General features: G+C 53.6%; 19 protein-coding genes and 3 tRNA genes. 20 read left to right on the plus strand and 2 right to left on the minus strand.

What is annotated here, in order from left to right; genetic code table 11:
- Window positions 1–11 precede the first annotated feature (11 nt).
- A complete protein-coding gene (gene rlmB / locus V9K95_RS20165; RefSeq protein ID WP_307284438.1) occupies window positions 12–869 on the minus strand; it encodes a 23S rRNA (guanosine(2251)-2'-O)-methyltransferase RlmB in 858 nt (285 codons plus the stop codon).
- Window positions 870–1,109: 240 nt separating this feature from the next.
- Between rlmB and V9K95_RS20170 the strand changes: the two genes are divergently transcribed.
- The 12 genes from V9K95_RS20170 (at window position 1,110) to rpoC (ending at window position 15,312) form a co-directional block, all read left to right on the plus strand.
- Window positions 1,110–1,194, plus strand: a tRNA-Tyr gene (locus V9K95_RS20170).
- Window positions 1,195–1,273: 79 nt separating this feature from the next.
- Window positions 1,274–1,347: transfer RNA gene (locus V9K95_RS20175), tRNA-Gly, on the plus strand.
- A gap of 240 nt (window positions 1,348–1,587) precedes the next feature.
- On the plus strand, window positions 1,588–2,763 hold the full coding sequence (gene tuf / locus V9K95_RS20180) for an elongation factor Tu (RefSeq protein ID WP_115055874.1): 1,176 nt from the start codon (window positions 1,588–1,590) through the stop codon (window positions 2,761–2,763).
- A gap of 205 nt (window positions 2,764–2,968) precedes the next feature.
- Window positions 2,969–3,044 (plus strand) — tRNA-Trp (locus V9K95_RS20185).
- A 225-nt stretch (window positions 3,045–3,269) separates the two neighbouring features.
- Window positions 3,270–3,470, plus strand: a complete 201-nt coding sequence (secE, locus tag V9K95_RS20190; protein WP_008121726.1) for a preprotein translocase subunit SecE — start codon at window positions 3,270–3,272, stop codon at window positions 3,468–3,470.
- Between the two features lie 38 nt (window positions 3,471–3,508).
- Complete coding sequence (gene nusG / locus V9K95_RS20195) at window positions 3,509–4,039, plus strand: transcription termination/antitermination protein NusG (RefSeq protein WP_008121728.1); 531 nt, start codon at window positions 3,509–3,511, stop codon at window positions 4,037–4,039.
- Window positions 4,040–4,204: 165 nt separating this feature from the next.
- Window positions 4,205–4,633 carry a 50S ribosomal protein L11 gene (gene rplK / locus V9K95_RS20200; protein ID WP_115055815.1) on the plus strand — a complete coding sequence of 143 codons (429 nt, stop codon included), beginning with the start codon at window positions 4,205–4,207 and terminating at the stop codon, window positions 4,631–4,633.
- Between the two features lie 4 nt (window positions 4,634–4,637).
- A complete protein-coding gene (gene rplA / locus V9K95_RS20205; protein WP_115055813.1) occupies window positions 4,638–5,336 on the plus strand; it encodes a 50S ribosomal protein L1 in 699 nt (232 codons plus the stop codon).
- A gap of 343 nt (window positions 5,337–5,679) precedes the next feature.
- On the plus strand, window positions 5,680–6,198 hold the full coding sequence (gene rplJ / locus V9K95_RS20210; protein WP_115055811.1) for a 50S ribosomal protein L10: 519 nt from the start codon (window positions 5,680–5,682) through the stop codon (window positions 6,196–6,198).
- A gap of 47 nt (window positions 6,199–6,245) precedes the next feature.
- Window positions 6,246–6,620 (plus strand): 50S ribosomal protein L7/L12, encoded by a 375-nt coding sequence (gene rplL / locus V9K95_RS20215; protein ID WP_115055809.1) that lies wholly within the window; start codon window positions 6,246–6,248, stop codon window positions 6,618–6,620.
- A gap of 184 nt (window positions 6,621–6,804) precedes the next feature.
- Entirely contained in the window at window positions 6,805–10,959 is a 4,155-nt protein-coding gene (rpoB, locus tag V9K95_RS20220) for a DNA-directed RNA polymerase subunit beta (RefSeq protein WP_115055807.1), read from the plus strand.
- A 144-nt stretch (window positions 10,960–11,103) separates the two neighbouring features.
- Entirely contained in the window at window positions 11,104–15,312 is a 4,209-nt protein-coding gene (rpoC, locus tag V9K95_RS20225; RefSeq protein ID WP_115055805.1) for a DNA-directed RNA polymerase subunit beta', read from the plus strand.
- Between the two features lie 365 nt (window positions 15,313–15,677).
- Here rpoC and V9K95_RS20230 read toward each other — a convergent pair whose 3' ends face one another.
- Complete coding sequence (locus V9K95_RS20230; RefSeq protein WP_115055803.1) at window positions 15,678–15,959, minus strand: hypothetical protein; 282 nt, start codon at window positions 15,957–15,959, stop codon at window positions 15,678–15,680.
- Between the two features lie 500 nt (window positions 15,960–16,459).
- On the opposite strand from V9K95_RS20230, the gene rpsL reads away from it, so the two are divergent.
- The 8 genes from rpsL to V9K95_RS20275 all read left to right on the plus strand — a co-directional run bounded on the left by rpsL (window position 16,460) and on the right by V9K95_RS20275 (window position 22,781).
- Window positions 16,460–16,831, plus strand: a complete 372-nt coding sequence (rpsL, locus tag V9K95_RS20240) for a 30S ribosomal protein S12 (RefSeq protein ID WP_008121760.1) — start codon at window positions 16,460–16,462, stop codon at window positions 16,829–16,831.
- Window positions 16,832–16,891: 60 nt separating this feature from the next.
- Window positions 16,892–17,362: a 30S ribosomal protein S7 gene (gene rpsG, locus V9K95_RS20245; RefSeq protein ID WP_008121762.1), complete on the plus strand. Its 471-nt coding sequence runs from the start codon at window positions 16,892–16,894 to the stop codon at window positions 17,360–17,362.
- A 33-nt stretch (window positions 17,363–17,395) separates the two neighbouring features.
- Entirely contained in the window at window positions 17,396–19,483 is a 2,088-nt protein-coding gene (fusA, locus tag V9K95_RS20250; RefSeq protein ID WP_336441846.1) for an elongation factor G, read from the plus strand.
- A 65-nt stretch (window positions 19,484–19,548) separates the two neighbouring features.
- Entirely contained in the window at window positions 19,549–20,724 is a 1,176-nt protein-coding gene (gene tuf / locus V9K95_RS20255; protein ID WP_115055874.1) for an elongation factor Tu, read from the plus strand.
- Window positions 20,725–20,787: 63 nt separating this feature from the next.
- Complete coding sequence (gene rpsJ, locus V9K95_RS20260; RefSeq protein ID WP_008124902.1) at window positions 20,788–21,096, plus strand: 30S ribosomal protein S10; 309 nt, start codon at window positions 20,788–20,790, stop codon at window positions 21,094–21,096.
- 25 nt (window positions 21,097–21,121) lie between these two features.
- Entirely contained in the window at window positions 21,122–21,871 is a 750-nt protein-coding gene (gene rplC / locus V9K95_RS20265) for a 50S ribosomal protein L3 (protein ID WP_115055397.1), read from the plus strand.
- Entirely contained in the window at window positions 21,871–22,491 is a 621-nt protein-coding gene (gene rplD, locus V9K95_RS20270; RefSeq protein WP_115055395.1) for a 50S ribosomal protein L4, read from the plus strand. Before rplC ends, rplD begins: the two co-directional genes overlap by 1 nt.
- Window positions 22,488–22,781 (plus strand): 50S ribosomal protein L23, encoded by a 294-nt coding sequence (locus V9K95_RS20275; protein WP_008124907.1) that lies wholly within the window; start codon window positions 22,488–22,490, stop codon window positions 22,779–22,781. The genes rplD and V9K95_RS20275 overlap by 4 nt, the downstream gene beginning before the upstream one ends.
- Window position 22,782 lies beyond the last annotated feature (1 nt).

Raw genomic sequence — 22,782 nt, forward strand, 5'->3', positions numbered from 1 at the left:
GGGCAGTTCCTTCATCGCGTCAGATAGCGTTGGGCTGCATAAAGTGAGATTGCAGCCGCGTTGGACACATTCAATGATTTGATAGCGCCGGGCATATCAAGACGGGCGAGGTGGGTAACTGTCTCGCGCGTCTTCTGACGTAAGCCTTTGCCTTCTGCGCCGAGGACCAAGGCAATGCGTCCTGGCTTCATCGTTTTTTCGAGTTCGAGCGGCCCTTCCGAATCAAGCCCAATTGTTGTGAAGCCGAGCTCGTGTAATTCACTGATCGCATCAGCAAGATTGCGAACTTCTATATGGGGAATAAGTTCAAGCGCGCCAGAAGCGGCTTTTGCAAGGACGCCTGATTCTTGTGGGCTGTGCCTTGCCGTTGTGATGATAGCTCCAGCGCCGAAGGCCACTGCGGACCGCATGATTGCGCCGACATTGTGTGGATCAGTAACCTGATCAAGAATCAGCAGGAGATCGCTTTCTTGAAGCACTTTCAAAGATTGGGCTTTTAAAGGCTTTGCTTCGATCATCACGCCTTGATGCACGGCATCAGAGCCGGTTTCCTTATCGATTGCGCGGGGCTCAACAATTTCAACGTCGAATCCCAGGGCGTCTGGATCAGCGATTTCCAGTCGATCGAGAGCATTCTTCGTGACCAGCATGCGTTTGATCTGGCGGGCAGGGTTATCCAGTGCTGCGCGGACCGTATGCAAACCATAGAGCCGGACAAGCCCTTCCGGTGCTTGTGTGCCGGCGACTTGAGGACGCGAAGCTCGTTCAGCCTGTTGCGGTGTACCGCCAGCCTTCTGATCGCGGTACTGGCGGCGCAATGTCGCGTAATGGGAATCTTTTTGCGTATGTGTGGGTTTTTGTGTCGTCATAACGCGACCATATACGCTTTCACTTCGTTCAGCGATACGACTATTCGTTGAATTTATTGGCTTCGGTCGGTTGAACCGCATAATTTGTCAGGCAATTTCCACAACTCATTCATTTTCTGCCAGTAAGTGTTGACACCACGTGACCTAGTCGGCATAAGGCCCTCCGCAAGCAGCAGCCTGATGAACTGTCCGGCGGTTGTTTGCGAAGTGCCAAATGGCGCGGTTCCATCGGCAGTGACCGGAGGAGTGCCCGAGTGGTTAAAGGGGACGGACTGTAAATCCGTTAGCTTGGCTTACGTTGGTTCGAATCCAACCTCCTCCACCACTGCCGGAACCGCCCGCCTGGCGCATAATCCCAAGACGAATTGGTCTTGGTGGAGATTATGTGCCAATTTGAGTGTTGTGCGGGTATAGCTCAGTGGTAGAGCAGCAGCCTTCCAAGCTGAATATGCGGGTTCGATTCCCGCTACCCGCTCCAGTTTCGACAGAGAGCACCGCGTACACGCGAGAGCGCGTATGGTGCTCTTCGATTTTGTCTTGAGCTTGTACGCCGCTCATGTGTCCCCATATGAACGAGCATATCCCAAGACGAACCCAACCCGGATCGGTCGTGTTTGGCCGGGCGGGTGACTGTGCTGACGGACGGCTCGCTGTCTCGTCTGACTACAAACATGGTACCGGCCTCTAGACCGGTTGTGATGACGAGAGAACGACGATTATGGCTAAGAGCAAGTTTGAACGTAATAAGCCGCACGTAAACATCGGCACGATTGGTCACGTTGACCATGGCAAGACGTCGTTGACGGCAGCGATTACGAAGTATTTTGGTGAGTACAAGGCGTATGACCAGATTGACGCTGCACCGGAAGAGAAGGCACGCGGCATCACCATTTCGACGGCACACGTTGAGTATGAGACGCCTGCGCGTCACTATGCACACGTTGATTGCCCTGGCCACGCCGACTATGTGAAGAACATGATCACCGGCGCTGCGCAGATGGATGGCGCTATTCTGGTTGTGTCTGCCGCTGACGGCCCGATGCCCCAGACCCGCGAGCACATTCTGCTTGCCCGTCAGGTTGGCGTTCCAGCGATCGTCGTGTTCCTGAACAAGGTTGATCAGGTTGACGATGCTGAATTGCTCGAACTGGTTGAGCTTGAAGTTCGTGAGCTTCTTTCCAAGTATGATTTCCCGGGCGACGATGTACCGATCGTCAAGGGTTCGGCTTTGGCTGCACTTGAAGACAGCAACAAGGAAATCGGCGAAGACGCAGTTCGCGCGCTGATGGCTGAAGTTGACAAGTACATTCCAACGCCAGAGCGTCCTATTGACCAGCCATTCCTGATGCCGATCGAAGACGTGTTCTCGATCTCGGGTCGTGGTACGGTTGTGACTGGCCGCGTTGAACGCGGTATCGTCAAGGTTGGTGAAGAAGTTGAAATCATCGGCATCAAGCCGACGACAAAGACAACAGTTACCGGCGTTGAAATGTTCCGCAAGTTGCTCGATCAGGGCCAGGCCGGCGACAACATCGGTGCACTGGTTCGCGGTGTTGGCCGTGAAGACGTTGAGCGCGGTCAGATCCTTGCCAAGCCAGGTTCGGTCAAGCCGCACACGAAGTTCAAGGCAGAAGCCTATATTCTGACGAAGGACGAAGGTGGCCGTCATACGCCATTCTTCTCCAACTACCGTCCACAGTTCTACTTCCGCACGACTGACGTGACGGGTGTAGTGACTTTGCCGGAAGGTACGGAAATGGTCATGCCTGGCGACAACATCTCGGTTGATGTGACGCTGATCGTGCCAATCGCCATGGAAGAGAAGCTCCGCTTCGCTATCCGTGAAGGTGGCCGCACCGTCGGTGCTGGCATCGTCGCTTCTATCATTGAGTAAGACTGTCGCCTGACAGTTCGAATCGGGAAGGGCGGTCCATTGGATCGCCCTTTTTGTTTGCAAAGAATTTGGTTCCGAATCGGAAATGGACGCAGTCAGGCGCAATTGTTGGCAAGCTAAACAGATAATTTTTCAGCAAGGCGCAAGAAGTCGCGTATTGGCCCTTGAAAAGGCCACGGCTTTGTGGAATGTACGCCCCGAAGATAGGGGAGTAGCTCAGTTGGTAGAGCGGCGGTCTCCAAAACCGTAGGTCGCAGGTTCGAATCCTGTCTCCCCTGCCATCTATATAGTCTGCTGGGTACACGATTGGATGGTGTAACTGCAGATGTTGAGAAGGAATTGACTCCGGGGCCTTGTGTTTTACCGGAATCGGTTCTATGTAACGTCAACAGACACGCGGTGCGTGGAGCTGAATAATCAGCTTTACGGGCCGTAATGGTGTGAACAGTCGGCATTTAAATATTAATGCAGTGTGTTTGCAGCGAAATGACACGCACGAGCGGTAAATGGCATCCAAAACGAATCCAATAACTTTTTTTCAGCAAGTGCGCGCTGAAACCGCAAAGGTCACATGGCCTTCGCGTCGCGAAACGCTCATTTCCACTGCGATGGTGATGATAATGGCGTTCTTTGCTGCGATCTTTTTTTTCGCAGCTGATCAGTTGATGGCATACGGGATTGATCTCATTCTCGGTCTTGGTCGTTAACGCAGGCTGACAAGAAAATCGGGATTGGGAATTCAACAATGACCGCGCGCTGGTATATCGTTCACGCCTATTCGAATTTTGAGAAGAAGGTCGCCGAGTCGATCGAAGAAAAGGCGCGACAGAAGGGTCTGTCGCATCTTTTTGAAAAGATCCTCGTTCCGACCGAAAAAGTGGTTGAAGTGCGCCGTGGCCGTAAGGTTGATGCTGAGCGTAAATTCTTCCCGGGCTATGTCATGGTTCGTGCTGATTTGACGGATGATGCATATCATTTGATCAAGAACACGCCGAAGGTAACCGGTTTTTTGGGTTCGGATAATAAGCCGATCGCAATTTCCGACAAGGAAGCAGAGCGCATCCTGACCCAAGTTCAGGAGGGTGTTGAGCGTCCTAAGGCATCGATCTCGTTTGAGATTGGTGAAAGCGTTCGTGTTGCTGATGGACCCTTTGCGTCGTTCAACGGTACGGTACAGGAAGTTGATGAGGAGCGTTCGCGCCTCAAGGTCGAGGTTTCGATCTTTGGTCGTGCAACTCCTGTCGATCTGGAATTTGGTCAGGTGGAAAAAGTCTGATCATAAGGGTGGCTCTCGAAGTTGTCCTGTCACTCCGGTGACGAAGAGGTGGGAGGTGAGAAACCTTAGCCGGGTTTTAAACCGAACCACCAAACTGCAACCGCTGGTTTTTCAGCATAATGTAAAGGTGCCGGTTTATCCGGCATAACCATAAGGCAGAGTATAATGGCTAAGAAAATAGCAGGCCAGCTCAAGCTGCAGGTTTCGGCAGGATCGGCAACGCCATCCCCGCCAATCGGACCGGCACTTGGTCAGCGCGGCATCAACATCATGGAATTCTGCAAGGCCTTCAATGCGGCTACGCAGGAAATGGAAAAGGGCTCGCCCGTTCCAGTCGTGATCACATATTATCAGGACAAGTCCTTCACTTTTGCAATGAAGACCGCTCCGGTTTCCTACTTCCTCAAGAAGGCTGCAAATCTGAAGTCCGGTTCCAAAGAACCAGGTAAGGTAGTTGCCGGTAAGGTTACGCGCGAGAAAGTCCGCGAAATCGCTGAAGCGAAGATGAAAGACCTGAACGCAGCAGATGTTGAATCTGCAATGCGCATGGTCGAAGGTTCTGCCCGTTCGATGGGCCTGGAAGTGGTGGGCTGATCCGATGGCAAAAGTAGCAAAGCGCGTAGCGAAGGTTCGTGAAGGCATTGACCGCAACAAGCTCTATGATCTGACTTCGGCAATTGCCATGGTCAAGGAGCGTGCAGTCGCCAAGTTCGACGAAACTATCGAAGTTGCAATGAATCTCGGCGTTGATCCTCGTCATGCGGACCAGATGGTTCGTGGTGTTGTCAATCTGCCAAACGGCACTGGCCGTACAGTTCGTGTTGCCGTGTTTGCACGCGGTGCCAAGGCTGATGAAGCCACGGCTGCCGGCGCAGATATCGTTGGTGCAGAAGATTTGTTCGAGATCGTCAATGGCGGCAAGATCGATTTCGATCGCTGCATTGCAACACCGGACATGATGCCGCTCGTTGGCCGTCTCGGTAAGGTTCTAGGACCTCGCGGCATGATGCCAAACCCAAAGGTTGGCACGGTTACGACTGACGTTACAGCTGCAGTTAAGGCTTCGAAGGGCGGCGCTGTTGAGTTCCGCGTTGAGAAGGCCGGTATTATTCATGCTGGCGTCGGTAAGGCTTCTTTTGATGCCAAGGCGCTTGAAGAGAATATCAAGGCTTTCGCTGATGCGGTAACCAAGGCCAAGCCTGCTGGTTCCAAGGGCGAATATGTCAAGCGCGTCGCGATTTCCTCGACAATGGGCGCTGGCGTAAAGATCGACCCGGCAACAGTACGCATTGCGTAACTGTTGATTGAGTTTTCAAGCTTAACCGCTTGATTGAAAAGAATTCCAGGCCTTTCGGGGCCTGGATAACCGGATGAAAATCCGGTTATCCTGTCCGAGATTGCGGGTGGTTCGCCTTAATTCGTAAGAACCTGCATGAGACGTGGAAAAACTTTGATTTGAGGGCTCTGCCCAAAGAACAAGGTTCGAACCGTAGTTGCCTTTCGCTTGCAGCCAATCCGGCGAAGCAGGGGGGACAGGATCCTCAACTGTTGTTTGGTTTCAGTTTTCGGACTGAAGGCTTGCAACAAAAGGCAACCCGGCAGGAATGCAATATCGCATTACTGTCAAATGGAGAGAGACAGTGGAAAAAGCGGAAAAGCGCGAATTTGTCACTTGGCTGAATGGGGTCTTCAAGGATTCCGGTTCAGTTGTCGTGGCCCACTATACCGGTCTCACCGTTGCGCAGCTGAGCGATCTTCGCTCCAAGATGCGTGATGCTGGTGGCACTGTTAAAGTCGCGAAGAACCGCCTTGCCAAGATCGCTCTTCAAGGCACGGAATCGGAAGGCATTTCTGATCTATTCGTAGGTCAGACACTTGTTGCCTATTCCAATGATCCGATTACGGCACCAAAGATCGCCATTGAATTTGCCAAGGGCAACGAAAAGCTCGTTATCCTCGGTGGCTCAATGGGAGCAACAACTCTTGATGCAGATGGCGTGAAGGCTCTGGCCGCACTTCCATCACTCGACGAGTTGCGCGCAAAGCTGGTTGGTATGATCCAGACACCAGCTTCTCGCATCGCTCAGGTCGTAAACGCACCGGCAGCTCAGCTTGCCCGCGTTTTTGGCGCCTATGCCCGGAAGGACGAAGCGGCATAAGGCCGTTCTCGCTGTCAATATATCGAACCTTGTAAAGGAATATCACAATGACTGATCTCGCAAAGATCGTAGAAGACCTGTCCAACCTTACAGTTCTTGAAGCTGCGGAACTTTCCAAGCTTCTTGAAGAGAAGTGGGGCGTTTCTGCTGCCGCTCCTGTTGCTGTTGCCGCGGCTGGCGGTGGTGCAGTTGCAGCTGCTGTTGAAGAAAAGACTGAATTCGACGTCGTTCTGACCGATGCCGGCGCTAACAAGATCAACGTGATCAAGGAAGTCCGCGCAATCACCGGTCTTGGCCTGAAAGAAGCCAAGGACCTCGTTGAAGCTGCTCCTAAGGCAGTTAAAGAAGCAGCGACTAAGGACGAAGCTGACAAGATCAAGGCACAGCTCGAAGCAGCTGGCGCCAAGGTTGAACTCAAGTAATCCTTGCGTTATTGGCGGGCAGGGTGACCTGTCCGCCGACTACCCTCTCCGGAGGGCCCGGTACTCAACCCTTTTCCTGATGGCAATTTGGTGCTTTCAGGAAACGGGTTTTGTCCCGTTCACGGGGCCGCATACGCGGTTTTAAGAAACAGGCCAGTTTCTGGCATAAAGACGAGGAGCGACGATGGCTCAGACCCATTCTTTCAATGGTCGTAGGCGCGTACGCAAGTTTTTCGGTAAGATTCCGGAAGTCGCAGAGATGCCGAACCTCATCGAGGTTCAAAAGGCTTCCTACGATCAGTTTCTGATGGTGGAAGAGCCCAAGGGCGGACGTTTGGACGAAGGTTTGCAGGCTGTATTCAAGTCTGTTTTCCCGATCCAGGATTTCTCTGGTGCTTCCATGCTCGAATTCGTCAAGTACGAGTTCGAAGCTCCAAAATTCGACGTTGACGAATGCCGTCAGCGCGATCTGACATATGCTGCGCCGCTTAAGGTGACGCTGCGCCTTATCGTGTTCGATATCGATGAAGATACCGGCGCGAAGTCGATCAAGGACATCAAGGAACAGGACGTTTACATGGGCGATATGCCGCTCATGACCGATAATGGTACGTTCATTGTAAACGGCACCGAGCGCGTGATCGTTTCGCAGATGCACCGTTCACCGGGCGTCTTCTTTGATCACGACAAGGGCAAAACCCATTCGTCCGGCAAGCTTCTGTTTGCTGCGCGCGTCATTCCGTATCGCGGCTCATGGCTCGATATTGAATTCGATGCAAAGGACGTTGTGTATGCGCGTATCGACCGCCGCCGCAAAATTCCGGCGACATCGCTGTTGATGGCGCTCGGCATGGATCCAGAAGAGATTCTGTCGACTTTCTACAATTCGCTCACATTCAACCGTGACGGCGAGACATGGCGTATTCCATTCTCAGTCGACCGTTTCCGCGGCTTCAAGGCGACCACTGACGTTATCGATGCTGATACGGGCGAGGTTATCCTCGAAACCGGTAAGAAGCTGACTGCGCGTAGCGCCAAGCAGCTTGCTGAAAAAGGCTTGAAGTTCATCAAGGCGACCGAAGACGATCTGCTCGGCTCCTATCTAGCCGAAGATATCGTCAACATGGAAACTGGTGAAGTTTATCTCGAAGCAGGCGACGAGCTTGACGAGAAGACCCTCAAGGTTCTGCTCGACACGGGCGTTTCGGAAATCAACGTTCTCGATATTGATCATGTCAATATCGGACCATACATCCGTAACACGCTCGCCGTGGACAAGAACGAGAGCCGCCAGGACGCATTGTTTGACATTTACCGTGTCATGCGCCCGGGTGAGCCACCGACAATTGACTCGGCTGAAGCCATGTTCAAGTCGCTGTTCTTCGACAGCGAACGTTATGATCTGTCGGCTGTTGGTCGCGTCAAAATGAACATGCGCCTTGATCTGGATGCGGAAGACACTGTCCGTATCCTGCGCAAGGAAGACATTCTTGCCGTGGTCAAGATGCTGGTTGATCTGCGCGATGGCCGTGGTGAAATCGACGACATCGACAATCTCGGCAATCGCCGTGTGCGTTCGGTCGGCGAATTGATGGAAAACCAGTATCGTGTTGGTCTGCTTCGCATGGAGCGTGCCATCAAGGAACGTATGTCATCCATCGAAATTGACACTGTCATGCCGCAGGATCTGATTAACGCAAAGCCAGCAGCAGCGGCGGTTCGTGAGTTCTTCGGTTCTTCGCAGCTTTCGCAGTTCATGGATCAGACCAACCCGCTGTCCGAGATTACGCATAAGCGTCGTCTTTCGGCTTTGGGACCTGGCGGTTTGACTCGCGAACGTGCAGGCTTTGAAGTTCGCGACGTTCATCCGACACATTACGGCCGTATCTGCCCGATTGAAACGCCGGAAGGCCCGAATATCGGTCTGATCAACTCGCTCGCAACCTTTGCTCGGGTCAACAAGTACGGCTTTATCGAAAGCCCGTATCGCAAGATCATTGATGGTAAGGTTACCGACGACGTTGTTTATCTGTCGGCAATGGAAGAAGCCAAGTATCACGTGGCGCAGGCCAATGTGGAGCTCGACTCTTCCGGCGGATTCACAGATGAATTCGTTGTCTGCCGTCATGCGGGTGAAGTCTTGATGGCCCCACGTGAAAACGTGGATTTGATGGACGTTTCACCAAAGCAGCTTGTATCGGTTGCCGCCGCACTTATTCCGTTCCTTGAAAACGACGACGCCAACCGCGCTCTGATGGGCTCGAACATGCAGCGTCAGGCCGTTCCTCTGGTTCGTGCTGAGGCGCCATTCGTCGGAACAGGTATGGAGCCGGTTGTTGCTCGCGACTCCGGTGCTGCTATTGGTGCCCGCCGTACAGGTATCGTCGATCAGGTTGACGCAACCCGTATCGTTATCCGTGCGACGGAAGATCTCGTACCGGGCAAGTCTGGCGTTGATATTTATCGCCTGATGAAGTTCCAGCGCTCGAACCAGAACACCTGCATCAATCAGCGTCCGCTGGTACGTGTAGGCGACCGGATCGAAAAGGGCGATATCATTGCTGACGGTCCTTCGACGGATCTGGGTGATTTGGCTCTTGGCCGTAACGTGCTGGTCGCGTTCATGCCGTGGAATGGCTACAACTACGAAGATTCCATCCTGCTTTCTGAAAAGATCGTTTCGGATGACGTCTTCACCTCGATCCATATCGAGGAGTTCGAAGTTATGGCTCGCGACACGAAGCTTGGACCGGAAGAAATCACGCGTGACATTCCGAACGTTTCGGAAGAAGCGCTGAAGAATCTGGACGAAGCCGGTATCGTCTACATCGGTGCTGAAGTTCAGCCGGGCGATATTCTTGTCGGCAAGATCACTCCGAAGGGCGAAAGCCCAATGACGCCGGAAGAGAAGCTTCTTCGCGCCATTTTCGGTGAAAAGGCTTCGGACGTTCGTGACACCTCGATGCGCATGCCGCCCGGGACTTACGGTACGGTAGTGGAAGTTCGCGTTTTCAATCGCCACGGCGTTGAAAAGGACGAACGTGCCATGGCTATTGAGCGTGAGGAAATCGAACGCCTGGCCAAGGACCGCGACGACGAACAGGCTATCCTGGACCGCAACGTCTATGGCCGTCTTGCTGATGTTCTCAACGGCAAATCTGCTGTTGCCGGACCGAAAGCGTTCAAGAAAGGCACAGTCGTTACGCAGGACATCATGGGTGAATACCCACGTTCGCAGTGGTGGCAGTTTGCTGTCGAAGACGAAAAGATCCAGGGCGAAATCGAAGCTCTGCGCAACCAGTATGACGACTCCAAGAAGCTGCTTGAACAGCGCTTCATGGACAAGGTCGAAAAGGTCCAGCGCGGCGATGAGATGCCTCCAGGGGTCATGAAGATGGTCAAGGTCTTTGTCGCTGTGAAGCGCAAGATCCAGCCAGGCGACAAGATGGCTGGCCGTCACGGCAACAAGGGTGTTGTTTCGCGTATTGCTGCTGTTGAGGATATGCCGTTCCTTGAAGATGGAACGCATGTTGACATCGTTCTCAATCCGCTTGGCGTGCCAAGCCGAATGAACGTTGGTCAGATCCTTGAGACGCATCTGGGCTGGGCTTGCGCCGGAATGGGCAAGAAGATCGGGGAACTAATCGAAGCCTATAAGGCACAGCACGCACTAGGCGAGCAGGGCGACATTGCTCCGCTTCGGGCGACGATTGAGTCGATCATCCCGGACAATGACCGCAACGAACCGGTTCGCAACTATGATGATGAAAGCATCATTCGTCTTGGCGAACAGATGAAGCGCGGTGTGTCGATTGCAACGCCGGTATTTGACGGTGCGCATGAACCAGACATCAATGTGATGCTGGAGCAGGCCGGCCTAAAATCCTCCGGTCAGTCGACACTGTACGACGGACGTACGGGTGAAACTTTTGATCGTCAGGTGACTGTCGGCTACATCTATATGCTGAAGCTGCACCATCTGGTTGACGACAAGATCCACGCCCGTTCGATCGGACCTTACTCGCTCGTTACGCAGCAGCCTCTGGGTGGTAAAGCCCAGTTCGGCGGTCAGCGCTTCGGTGAAATGGAGGTCTGGGCACTGGAAGCATATGGTGCGGCTTACACGCTGCAGGAAATGCTTACGGTCAAGTCCGATGACGTTGCCGGTCGTACCAAGGTCTATGAGGCGATTGTCCGCGGCGACGATACGTTCGAAGCAGGCATTCCCGAGAGCTTCAACGTTCTCGTCAAGGAAATGCGTTCGCTCGGACTTAATGTCGAGCTGGACGATACACGCCAGCAGGAACAGCAACAGGCATTGCCCGACGCTGCAGAGTAAAAAACGTCAGGGTGCGCGATTAGTTTCCGCGCACCCCGGCATTCGTTTCGAGCCGCTGAAGAAGCGGCATTTGATCTAGATGGACCGCGGTGGCGGATATTCATCGCAAGGAGAGGGCACTTTTTTGCCCCATGGAGAAACGGCATGAACCAAGAGGTCATGAATCTTTTCAATCCTCAGGCGCCTGTGCAGGCATTCGATTCCATCAGGATTTCGATCGCCAGCCCTGAGAAGATTCTGTCCTGGTCATACGGTGAGATCAAGAAGCCGGAGACGATCAACTACCGCACCTTTAAGCCGGAGCGGGATGGTCTTTTCTGTGCTCGGATCTTCGGGCCGATCAAGGACTACGAATGCTTGTGCGGCAAGTACAAGCGCATGAAATACAAGGGCATCATCTGCGAAAAGTGCGGTGTGGAAGTCACGCTGTCACGCGTTCGCCGTGAGCGCATGGGCCATATTGAACTTGCTGCGCCGGTTGCGCACATCTGGTTCCTGAAGTCCCTGCCAAGCCGTATCGGCACATTGCTTGATATGACCCTTAAGGGCATCGAGCGCGTTCTCTATTTCGAGAACTACATTGTGACCGAGCCAGGCCTGACTGCACTGAAGGAGCACCAGCTTCTTTCGGAAGAAGAATACATGATTGCTGTCGATGAGTATGGTGAAGATTCCTTCACTGCGCTGATCGGTGCGGAAGCAATTCATGAGCTGCTCGCTTCCATGGATCTGGAAAAGATTGCTGGCGATCTGCGCGAAGATCTGGCGACAACAACGTCTGATCTGAAGCAGAAGAAGCTGATGAAGCGTCTTAAGATCGTCGAAAACTTCCTGGAGTCGGGTAACCGTCCGGAATGGATGATCATGAAGATCGTTCCGGTCATTCCTCCGGATCTTCGTCCTCTGGTACCGCTGGATGGCGGACGTTTCGCTACATCCGATCTTAATGATCTGTATCGTCGCGTAATCAACCGTAACAACCGCTTGAAGCGCCTGATCGAACTGCGTGCTCCTGGCATCATCATCCGCAACGAGAAGCGCATGCTTCAGGAATCGGTCGATGCGTTGTTCGACAACGGCCGTCGTGGCCGTGTTATCACCGGTGCCAACAAGCGTCCGCTGAAGTCGCTGTCCGATATGCTCAAGGGCAAGCAGGGCCGCTTCCGTCAGAACCTTCTGGGCAAGCGCGTCGATTATTCCGGCCGTTCAGTTATCGTGACTGGTCCTGAACTCAAGCTTCACCAGTGCGGTCTGCCAAAGAAGATGGCGCTCGAACTGTTCAAGCCATTCATCTACGCCCGTCTTGACGCAAAGGGTTATTCCTCAACCGTCAAGCAGGCCAAGAAGCTGGTTGAAAAGGAAAAGCCGGAAGTCTGGGATATTCTTGATGAGGTCATTCGCGAGCATCCGGTTCTGTTGAACCGCGCTCCGACGCTGCACCGTCTTGGTATTCAGGCATTCGAACCCACCCTGATCGAAGGCAAGGCAATCCAGCTGCATCCGCTCGTTTGTACCGCTTTCAACGCGGACTTTGACGGTGACCAGATGGCTGTTCACGTACCGCTTTCGCTGGAAGCGCAGCTTGAAGCCCGCGTTCTGATGATGTCGACGAACAATATCCTGCATCCTGCAAATGGTCTGCCGGTTATCGTACCGTCTCAGGACATGGTTCTCGGCCTTTACTATCTGTCGATCGTTGCGGTTAAAGAGCCGGGCGAAGGCATGGCGTTTGCCGATATGGGCGAACTTCATCATGCTATCGGCAATGGTTCGGTCACTCTTCACACGAAGATCAAGGGCCGCTTCAAGAGCATCGACGCTGACGGCAAGCCAACGTCGAAGATTTTCGACACGACGCCTGGCCGCATGATCATCGGTGAGCTTCTTCCGAAACACCACAATGTGCCTTTCGATATCTGCAATCAGGAAATGACCAAGAAGAACATCTCCAAGATGATCGACACGGTTTATCGCCATTGCGGACAGAAAGAGACGGTCATTTTCTGCGATCGCATCATGCAGCTTGGCTTTAGCCATGCTTGCCGCGCCGGTATCTCGTTCGGCAAGGACGACATGGTTATTCCGGAAACCAAGGCGAAGCTGGTTGCTGAAACCGAAGCTTTGGCGACCGAATACGAACAGCAGTACAATGACGGCCTGATCACTCAGGGCGAGAAGTACAACAAGGTTGTTGACGCTTGGGGTAAGTGCACCGAGAAGGTCGCCGACGAAATGATGGCCCGCATTAAGGCCGTTGAGTTTGATCCTGTTACTGGTCGCCAGAAGCAGATGAACTCGATCTATATGATGTCGCACTCCGGCGCTCGTGGTTCTCCGAACCAAATGCGTCAGCTGGGCGGTATGCGCGGTCTGATGGCCAAGCCTTCGGGCGAAATCATCGAAACGCCGATCATTTCGAACTTCAAGGAAGGTCTGACCGTGAACGAGTACTTCAACTCGACCCACGGTGCCCGTAAGGGACTTGCAGATACTGCATTGAAGACGGCTAACTCCGGCTATCTGACACGCCGTCTGGTTGACGTCGCTCAGGATTGCATCGTCATCTCTGTTGATTGTGGCACCACAACCGGTCTCACAATGCAGCCGATCGTTGATGCGGGTCAGGTCGTTGCGACAATTGGCCAGCGCGTTCTCGGTCGTACCGCGCTTGAAGATATCTTGCACCCGATTTCAGGCGACGTGCTTGTAACAGGTGGCAATATCATCGACGAGTTCGATATCGATGCCATTGAGAAGGCTGGTGTTCAGTCGATTCGCATTCGCTCGGCTCTCACCTGTGAGACGCGCGGCGGTATCTGCGCCAAGTGCTACGGCCGCGATCTTGCCCGTGGTACGCCGGTCAACCAGGGTGAGGCGGTTGGTGTTATTGCTGCTCAGTCCATTGGTGAGCCAGGCACGCAGTTGACCATGCGTACGTTCCATCTTGGTGGTACAGCGCAGGTTGTCGATCAGTCGTTCCTCGAAGCCAGTTATGAAGGCACCGTACAAATCCGCAACCGCAACGTGGTGCGTAACTCCGATGGCCATCTGGTTGTCATGGGCCGCAACATGGCAGTTGTCATCCTGGATGCAACGGGCAAGGAACGCGCAACACACCGCGTTACCTATGGTTCGCGCATCTATGTTGATGACGGCGACACGGTTAAGCGCGGTCAGCGCGTTGCCGAGTGGGATCCTTATACCCGCCCGGTCATGACGGAAGTCGAAGGTCACGTCGAATTCGAAGACATGGTCGACGGTCTCTCGGTTACGGAAACGACGGATGAGTCCACCGGTATCACCAAGCGTGTGGTTATCGACTGGCGCTCAACACCGCGTGGTTCGGATCTGAAACCGTCAATCGTGGTCAAGGACAAGGCAGGCAAGGTTCTGAAACTGGCAAAGGGCGGCGACGCACGCTTCCAGCTGTCAGTGGAATCCATCCTTTCGGTCGAGCCAGGCTCGCACGTTAAGGCTGGTGACGTTCTTGCGCGTATTCCGATGGAAAGCGCCAAGACCAAGGACATCACCGGTGGTCTTCCACGCGTTGCGGAACTATTCGAAGCCCGTCGTCCGAAGGACCACGCTATCATCGCTGAGATTGATGGTACGGTTCGTTTTGGCCGCGACTATAAGAACAAGCGCCGCATTGTCATCGAACCGAACGACGAGACTCTAGAGCCTGTTGAGTATCTGATCCCCAAGGGCAAGCCTTTCCATCTTCAGGATGGCGATGCGATCGAAAAGGGCGATTATATCCTCGACGGCAACCCGGCACCGCACGACATTCTGGCGATCAAGGGCGTGGAAGCTTTGGCTTCATATCTCGTCAATGAAATTCAGGAAGTCTATCGCTTGCAGGGCGTTCTGATCAACGACAAGCACATCGAAGTGATTGTCCGTCAGATGCTGCAGAAGGTCGAAATCACCGAGTCTGGTGACACCGGCTTTATTGCTGGCGATCACGTTGACCGGATCGAGCTGGACGAAATTAACGAGCGTCTTGAAGAAGATGGCAAGAAGCCAGGCTACGGCACTCCGGTGCTGCTCGGCATCACCAAGGCTTCTTTGCAGACACCGTCGTTCATCTCGGCAGCGTCCTTCCAGGAAACAACACGCGTCCTCACGGAAGCTGCTGTTGCCGGTAAGATGGATGCTCTGCAGGGCCTGAAGGAGAACGTCATTGTTGGACGTTTGATCCCGGCAGGTACAGGCGGAACGGTCAAGCAGATCCGCCGCATTGCCGGAGCTCGCGACGAGTTGATCATCGACGAGCGCCGCAAGGAAGCTGGAGCAAGCGCCGCGAAAGCTGGCCCGATGCTGACAGACATGACAGGCCAGCCAGCCGAGTAAGCTGGTTAGCTGTACCAAATCAAAAGGCCGCCCCGGAGAAATCCGAGGCGGCCTTTTTCATGGGCTTTTCAACCGACTGCAACCAAACTACTACTCACGATGGAAAATCTTCAGCAAAAATCGGCGGTTTTTCAGCAAAAATGCTTCAAATCTCTCAGAGACGTTGCCGATGTTTGAGATAATGAAGGAATATGTCGGAAAGGGCAGGGAGGCGATCTGAAGGATTGTCCCGAAACGCCCATGAGCTCGCAATCAATAAGAGTGTCCAGTTGTATTGTTCGGCAGTACCTGCGTTGTCGGAAGCAAACACCCACTGTGGTGCTCTGGTGCGAATTTCAAAAAATCTGTAGATCGGCCGGTGACAGCTATTCGTTGAACTCTATCATCGCGATCTGCCCAGTCAGGGCATTCTTGTAGGCTGACAGATGGGGTTCTTCAGTTGGCTCTTCGGTGAGGGTGCCGATCTCGAGTAGCTCTGCTTCATCATAGCCTTCATTGGCGAGAATCTGCAGGGCGAAGTCGACCAGCCCTTCAGAATCGTCCCGCATAAGAAGTAGATGAACCTGTCGCGGCTCATCCTGCTTCTCTTTCCATACATCGGCAATGACGAGATGGACGATTTTCGGTTCAGGCTTGTCTGATGGCATTGGTTTGATTCCCGATTCTTCGATTCTACGGTCAGAATAGACGTAACGAGTCGGTCTGGCATGCGAGTCGGCAAGAATCCCTGTGAAGAAGACGAAATTTAACTTGAATTAACGATTGTTCAACGAAACTATCGGTCGTCGGGATGCAAAAGCGCCAGCAAATGCTGTGCGCTCAAAGAATATTGGGGGTTCAGGCTTGACGAAAGGCTGAAACACCAGTATCAGCAGCCCATCTGAGCCGATGTGAGATTGGCCATTTCGGAGCGACACGCTCTGGAGTTCATCTCAAACAGGGTTCGTTTTACGAACGAAATGCAATTTGCCGCTCGCATGAGGCCTTATGGCTTCCTCTGCTTTTATTCGGGCAACCACCCTTGGGGTGGTTTAGTTGCCCGAATTCGTGCATGAGCATGGCGCTGAAACGGCCCTGACGGGCGAAGATACGAGATTTGTGCCGAAGCGCTAGCGCTTTGATACGCATTACAAAGAGGGAAGGTTGAATGCCTACCGTAAACCAGTTGATCCGCAAGCCGCGCACTGCGCCGGTAAAGCGCAATAAAGTCCCTGCATTGCAGGAAAACCCGCAAAAGCGCGGCGTTTGCACTCGCGTCTATACGACGACACCGAAGAAGCCAAACTCGGCTCTCCGTAAGGTCGCCAAGGTGCGTTTGACCAACGGCTTCGAAGTTATCGGGTATATTCCGGGTGAGGGTCACAACCTTCAAGAGCACTCTGTCGTGATGATCCGCGGCGGCCGTGTAAAGGATTTGCCAGGTGTTCGTTACCACATCATCCGTGGTGTTCTGGATACTCAGGGCGTCAAGAATCGTAAGCAGCGCCGTTCCAAGTACGGTGCAAAGCGTCCGAAGTAAGATTTTCCGGGAATTTGGCCACCAGGTAGGTCAACCCGATGCAGATAAGAGACAGAGAATATGTCCAGACGCCATAGTGCAGAAAAGCGTGAGATTAACCCGGATCCAAAGTTCGGCGATCTCGTTCTGACAAAGTTCATGAATGCAGTTATGCATCATGGCAAGAAGTCGATTGCTGAGCGTATCGTTTACGGTGCGCTTGAGTCAGTCGAAGCCAAGAGCAAGCAGGAGCCAGTTGCCCTGTTCCATCAGGCTCTCGACAATGTAGCGCCACACGTAGAAGTACGTTCGCGCCGCGTTGGTGGTGCGACTTACCAGGTTCCGGTCGATGTTCGTCCGGAGCGCCGTCAGGCTCTTGCAATCCGTTGGCTGATCAATGCAGCCCGTGGTCGCAACGAGACGACAATGGTTGATCGCCTGTCGGGTGAACTTCTGGATGCTGCAAACAACCGTGGCTCGGCTGTGAAGAAGCGTGAAGACACGCATCGCATGGCAGAAGCCAACCGCGCATTCTCGCATTACCGCTGGTAATCGTCGAAACCCTATTCTTAGAGGCACCAGATCATGGCCCGCGAATATAAAATCGAAGACTACCGTAACTTCGGTATCATGGCGCACATCGACGCCGGCAAGACAACGACGACCGAGCGTATTCTTTATTACACCGGCAAGTCGCACAAAATCGGTGAAGTCCATGACGGCGCCGCTACGATGGACTGGATGGAGCAGGAGCAGGAGCGTGGTATCACGATCACTTCCGCTGCAACCACGACTTACTGGACTGGCCGTGATGGCAAGAAGCGTCGCTTCAACATCATCGATACGCCTGGTCACGTTGACTTCACGATTGAAGTAGAGCGCTCTCTGCGCGTGCTCGATGGTGCGATTGCACTTCTCGATGCAAACGCCGGTGTAGAGCCACAGACTGAAACCGTATGGCGTCAGGCTGAGAAGTATCACGTTCCACGCATGATCTTCGTCAACAAGATGGACAAGACCGGCGCCGATTTCTATCGCTGCGTTGATATGGTCAAGACACGTCTTGGTGCCAAGGCACTCGTCATGCAGCTGCCAATCGGCGCTGAGACAGAGTTCAAGGGCGTTATCGATCTGATCGAGATGAAGGCACTTGTATGGCGCGACGAACAGCTCGGTGCTGAATGGGATGTCGTTGAAATTCCTGCCGATCTTAAGGATCGTGCTGAAGAATTCCGCGAAAAGCTCATCGAAACCGCTGTTGAAGTCGACGAAGCTGCTACCGAGGCTTACCTCGAAGGCAATATGCCAGACAATGACAAGCTGCGTGAACTGATCCGTATCGGTACATGCCGCGTTGAATTCCATCCGGTATTCTGTGGTTCGGCATTCAAGAACAAGGGCGTACAGCCTCTGCTCGACGGTGTTGTTGACTTCTTGCCTTCGCCTGTTGATGTTCCTTCGATCAAGGGCCTCGACCCGAAGACCGATGCGGAAACAGTTCGCAAGTCCTCGGACGAAGAGCCACTGTCAATGCTCGCGTTCAAGATCATGAACGATCCGTTCGTTGGTTCGCTGACATTCTGCCGCATCTATTCCGGCAAGCTGACCAAGGGCATTTCGCTTGACAATACTGTTAAGCTGAAGCGTGAGCGTATCGGCCGTATGTTGCAGATGCACTCCAATTCCCGCGAAGACATCGAAGAAGCCTTTGCTGGCGATATCGTTGCTCTTGCTGGCCTCAAGGAAACGACAACAGGTGATACGCTTTGCGATCCTCTGAAGCCGGTAATTCTTGAACGCATGATCTTCCCGGATCCGGTCATCGAGATTTCGATCGAACCAAAGACCAAGGCCGACCAGGAAAAGATGGGCCTCGCGCTCAACCGCCTGGCAGCTGAAGATCCTTCATTCCGCGTCAAGACGGATGAAGAATCCGGTCAGACAATCATCGCCGGCATGGGCGAGCTTCATCTCGACATTCTCGTTGACCGTATGCGTCGCGAGTTCAAGGTTGAAGCAAACATTGGTAACCCACAGGTTGCTTATCGTGAATCGATCACCCGCAAGGCTGAAATCGACTACACGCATAAGAAGCAGTCCGGTGGTTCGGGCCAGTTCGCTCGCATCAAGGTTATCTTCGAGCCGCATGAAGGTGATGATTTCATCTTCGAATCGAAGATCGTCGGTGGTGCTGTACCAAAGGAATACATTCCAGGCGTACAGAAGGGCATTGAAAGTGTTATGGGTGCGGGTCCGCTCGCAGGCTTCCCGATGCTCGGCGTGAAAGCCACGCTGATCGACGGTGCCTACCATGATGTCGACTCCTCGGTTCTCGCCTTCGAAATCGCAGCTCGCGCTGCATTCCGCGAAGGTGCACAGAAAGCTGGTGCCCAGCTTCTTGAGCCGATCATGAAGGTCGAGGTTGTTACGCCTGAAGATTACGTCGGTGACGTAATTGGCGATCTGAATTCACGTCGTGGTCAGATCTCGGGTACCGAAGCGCGTGGTATTGCCACTGTTGTCAACGCAAACGTCCCACTGGCCAACATGTTTGGTTATGTGAGCAATCTGCGTTCGATGAGCCAGGGCCGTGCACAGTACACCATGCAGTTCGACCACTACGAACCTGTCCCGGCAGCAGTCGCGCAGGAAATTCAGAAGAAGTTTGCGTAACCATAAGGTTGCGCGTGACAGTTGAAGTTAAGCCTGAGCAGGCGAACATATAACGGAGAGCTCAGATGGCTAAGAGCAAGTTTGAACGTAATAAGCCGCACGTAAACATCGGCACGATTGGTCACGTTGACCATGGCAAGACGTCGTTGACGGCAGCGATTACGAAGTATTTTGGTGAGTACAAGGCGTATGACCAGATTGACGCTGCACCGGAAGAGAAGGCACGCGGCATCACCATTTCGACGGCACACGTTGAGTATGAGACGCCTGCGCGTCACTATGCACACGTTGATTGCCCTGGCCACGCCGACTATGTGAAGAACATGATCACCGGCGCTGCGCAGATGGATGGCGCTATTCTGGTTGTGTCTGCCGCTGACGGCCCGATGCCCCAGACCCGCGAGCACATTCTGCTTGCCCGTCAGGTTGGCGTTCCAGCGATCGTCGTGTTCCTGAACAAGGTTGATCAGGTTGACGATGCTGAATTGCTCGAACTGGTTGAGCTTGAAGTTCGTGAGCTTCTTTCCAAGTATGATTTCCCGGGCGACGATGTACCGATCGTCAAGGGTTCGGCTTTGGCTGCACTTGAAGACAGCAACAAGGAAATCGGCGAAGACGCAGTTCGCGCGCTGATGGCTGAAGTTGACAAGTACATTCCAACGCCAGAGCGTCCTATTGACCAGCCATTCCTGATGCCGATCGAAGACGTGTTCTCGATCTCGGGTCGTGGTACGGTTGTGACTGGCCGCGTTGAACGCGGTATCGTCAAGGTTGGTGAAGAAGTTGAAATCATCGGCATCAAGCCGACGACAAAGACAACAGTTACCGGCGTTGAAATGTTCCGCAAGTTGCTCGATCAGGGCCAGGCCGGCGACAACATCGGTGCACTGGTTCGCGGTGTTGGCCGTGAAGACGTTGAGCGCGGTCAGATCCTTGCCAAGCCAGGTTCGGTCAAGCCGCACACGAAGTTCAAGGCAGAAGCCTATATTCTGACGAAGGACGAAGGTGGCCGTCATACGCCATTCTTCTCCAACTACCGTCCACAGTTCTACTTCCGCACGACTGACGTGACGGGTGTAGTGACTTTGCCGGAAGGTACGGAAATGGTCATGCCTGGCGACAACATCTCGGTTGATGTGACGCTGATCGTGCCAATCGCCATGGAAGAGAAGCTCCGCTTCGCTATCCGTGAAGGTGGCCGCACCGTCGGTGCTGGCATCGTCGCTTCTATCATTGAGTAAATTAAGGTTTTATGCGGAAGACGCCTGTTATAAGGCGTCTCCGCTAAACAAGGAAAAGATGAAATGAACGGTCAAAACATCCGCATTCGCCTCAAGGCGTTTGATCATCGGATCCTTGACGATTCGACGCGGGAAATCGTGTCGACTGCCAAGCGTACCGGTGCCAATGTGCGCGGACCGATCCCGCTACCTACACGGATCGAGAAGTTCACGGTTAACCGCTCGCCGCACATCGACAAGAAGAGCCGCGAGCAGTTCGAGATGCGCACACATAAGCGTCTTCTCGATATCGTAGACCCGACCCCCCAGACTGTGGACGCGCTGATGAAGCTCGATCTGTCTGCTGGTGTTGATGTCGAGATCAAGCTGTAAGGCTTGAGGACGGAAGGATGAACCGATGCGTTCAGGTGTAATTGCACAGAAACTGGGTATGACTCGCGTCTACAACGACGCTGGCGAGCATGTGCCGGTAACAGTTCTTCGCATGGAGAACTGCCAGGTTGTGGCTCAGCGTACAGTCGAGAAGAATGGCTACACTGCCGTTCAGCTCGGTGTTGGTCTGGCCAAGGTAAAGAATACGACGAAGAGCTTGCGCGGTCATTTCGCGACAGCTTCGGTCGAACCAAAGGCGAAAGTAGCGGAATTCCGCGTCTCTGCTGACAATCTTCTAGATGTCGGCGTCGAGATCACCGCCGAACATTATGTTGCAGGCCAGAAGGTCGATGTGACTGGTACTTCAATCGGTAAAGGTTTTGCCGGTTCAATGAAGCGCCATAACTTCGGCGGTCACCGCGCAACACACGGTAACTCGGTTACTCACCGCGCTCACGGTTCTACCGGTCAGCGTCAGGACCCGGGTAAAGTGTTCAAGGGCAAGAAGATGGCCGGTCATATGGGTTCAACCCGTATCACCACCCAGAACATCGAAGTTGTTTCGACTGATCTGGATCGCGGCCTTATTCTGGTTCGTGGTGCTGTTCCTGGTTCGAAGGGTGCATGGATCCTCGTGCGTGATGCCGTCAAGGTAGCGCTGCCCGAGAATGCTCCGAAGCCAGCTGGCCTTCGCGCATTGATCGACGATGCCGCAAACGCCGCAGCAGCTGTGTCTGATGCAGAAGTAGCGCAGACAACTGAGGGGGCCGAATAATGGATCTCACGATTACAACACTTGAAGGCGCGGACGCCGGCAAGCTGAAACTCTCCGAAGAGATTTTCGGTCTTGAGCCACGCGACGACATCCTTCAGCGCATGGTCCGCTATCAGCTTGCACGCAAGCAGCAGGGCACGCATAAGGCAAAGACCCGTTCGGAAATCGCACGGACCGGCGCCAAGATGTACAAGCAGAAGGGTACGGGCCGCGCTCGTCACCATTCAGCACGTGCACCGCAGTTCCGCGGCGGTGGTAAGGCTCATGGACCGGTTGTTCACAGCCATGCCCATGACCTGCCAAAGAAGGTTCGCGCTCTTGCACTTCGTCATGCCCTGTCCGCCAAGGTCAAGGCATCCGATCTGATCATCATCGATGATCTGCTCGCGACAGAAGCCAAGACAAAGACACTTGTTTCGCAGTTCGCCAAGCTTGGCTTGCAGAATGCGCTCCTGATCGGCGGTGCCGAGATTGATGCGAACTTTGCTCGCGCTGCTTCGAACATCCCGAACATCGATGTTCTACCAATTCAGGGCATCAATGTTTATGACATTCTGCGTCGCGGCAAGCTCGTGCTTTCCAAAGCTGCAGTTGAAGCACTCGAGGAGCGTTTCAAATGACCGATCTTCGCCATTATGACGTGATCGTCAGCCCGGTAATTACTGAAAAGTCGACCATGGTTTCCGAAAACAACCAGGTTGTCTTCAATGTAGCCAAGAAGGCGACGAAGCCGGAAATCAAGGCCGCAGTCGAAGCGCTGTTCCGCGTGAAGGTTACTGCAGTCAATACTTCTGTGCGCAAAGGCAAGGTGAAGCGTTTTCGCGGCATCGTCGGACGCCAGAGTGATGTCAAGAAAGCAGTCGTGACGTTGGCCGAAGGCCAGTCAATCGACATTTCGACTGGTCTCTGAG

Origin of the sequence: Phyllobacterium sp. CCNWLW183, from assembly GCF_037203775.1 — a bacterium.
Taxonomy (GTDB): Bacteria; Pseudomonadota; Alphaproteobacteria; order Rhizobiales; family Rhizobiaceae; genus Phyllobacterium; species Phyllobacterium ifriqiyense.

Bases quoted from the DNA above. Each gene is read 5' to 3' on its own strand.
- rlmB (WP_307284438.1), bottom strand. From the start codon at position 869: ATGACGACACAAAAACCCACACATACGCAAAAAGATTCCCATTACGCG.
- tuf (WP_115055874.1), top strand. From the start codon at position 1,588: ATGGCTAAGAGCAAGTTTGAACGTAATAAGCCGCACGTAAACATCGGC.
- secE (WP_008121726.1), top strand. From the start codon at position 3,270: ATGGCATCCAAAACGAATCCAATAACTTTTTTTCAGCAAGTGCGCGCT.
- nusG (WP_008121728.1), top strand. From the start codon at position 3,509: ATGACCGCGCGCTGGTATATCGTTCACGCCTATTCGAATTTTGAGAAG.
- rplK (WP_115055815.1), top strand. From the start codon at position 4,205: ATGGCTAAGAAAATAGCAGGCCAGCTCAAGCTGCAGGTTTCGGCAGGA.
- rplA (WP_115055813.1), top strand. From the start codon at position 4,638: ATGGCAAAAGTAGCAAAGCGCGTAGCGAAGGTTCGTGAAGGCATTGAC.
- rplL (WP_115055809.1), top strand. From the start codon at position 6,246: ATGACTGATCTCGCAAAGATCGTAGAAGACCTGTCCAACCTTACAGTT.
- rpoB (WP_115055807.1), top strand. From the start codon at position 6,805: ATGGCTCAGACCCATTCTTTCAATGGTCGTAGGCGCGTACGCAAGTTT.
- rpoC (WP_115055805.1), top strand. From the start codon at position 11,104: ATGAACCAAGAGGTCATGAATCTTTTCAATCCTCAGGCGCCTGTGCAG.
- V9K95_RS20230 (WP_115055803.1), bottom strand. From the start codon at position 15,959: ATGCCATCAGACAAGCCTGAACCGAAAATCGTCCATCTCGTCATTGCC.
- rpsL (WP_008121760.1), top strand. From the start codon at position 16,460: ATGCCTACCGTAAACCAGTTGATCCGCAAGCCGCGCACTGCGCCGGTA.
- rpsG (WP_008121762.1), top strand. From the start codon at position 16,892: ATGTCCAGACGCCATAGTGCAGAAAAGCGTGAGATTAACCCGGATCCA.
- fusA (WP_336441846.1), top strand. From the start codon at position 17,396: ATGGCCCGCGAATATAAAATCGAAGACTACCGTAACTTCGGTATCATG.
- tuf (WP_115055874.1), top strand. From the start codon at position 19,549: ATGGCTAAGAGCAAGTTTGAACGTAATAAGCCGCACGTAAACATCGGC.
- rpsJ (WP_008124902.1), top strand. From the start codon at position 20,788: ATGAACGGTCAAAACATCCGCATTCGCCTCAAGGCGTTTGATCATCGG.
- rplC (WP_115055397.1), top strand. From the start codon at position 21,122: ATGCGTTCAGGTGTAATTGCACAGAAACTGGGTATGACTCGCGTCTAC.
- rplD (WP_115055395.1), top strand. From the start codon at position 21,871: ATGGATCTCACGATTACAACACTTGAAGGCGCGGACGCCGGCAAGCTG.
- V9K95_RS20275 (WP_008124907.1), top strand. From the start codon at position 22,488: ATGACCGATCTTCGCCATTATGACGTGATCGTCAGCCCGGTAATTACT.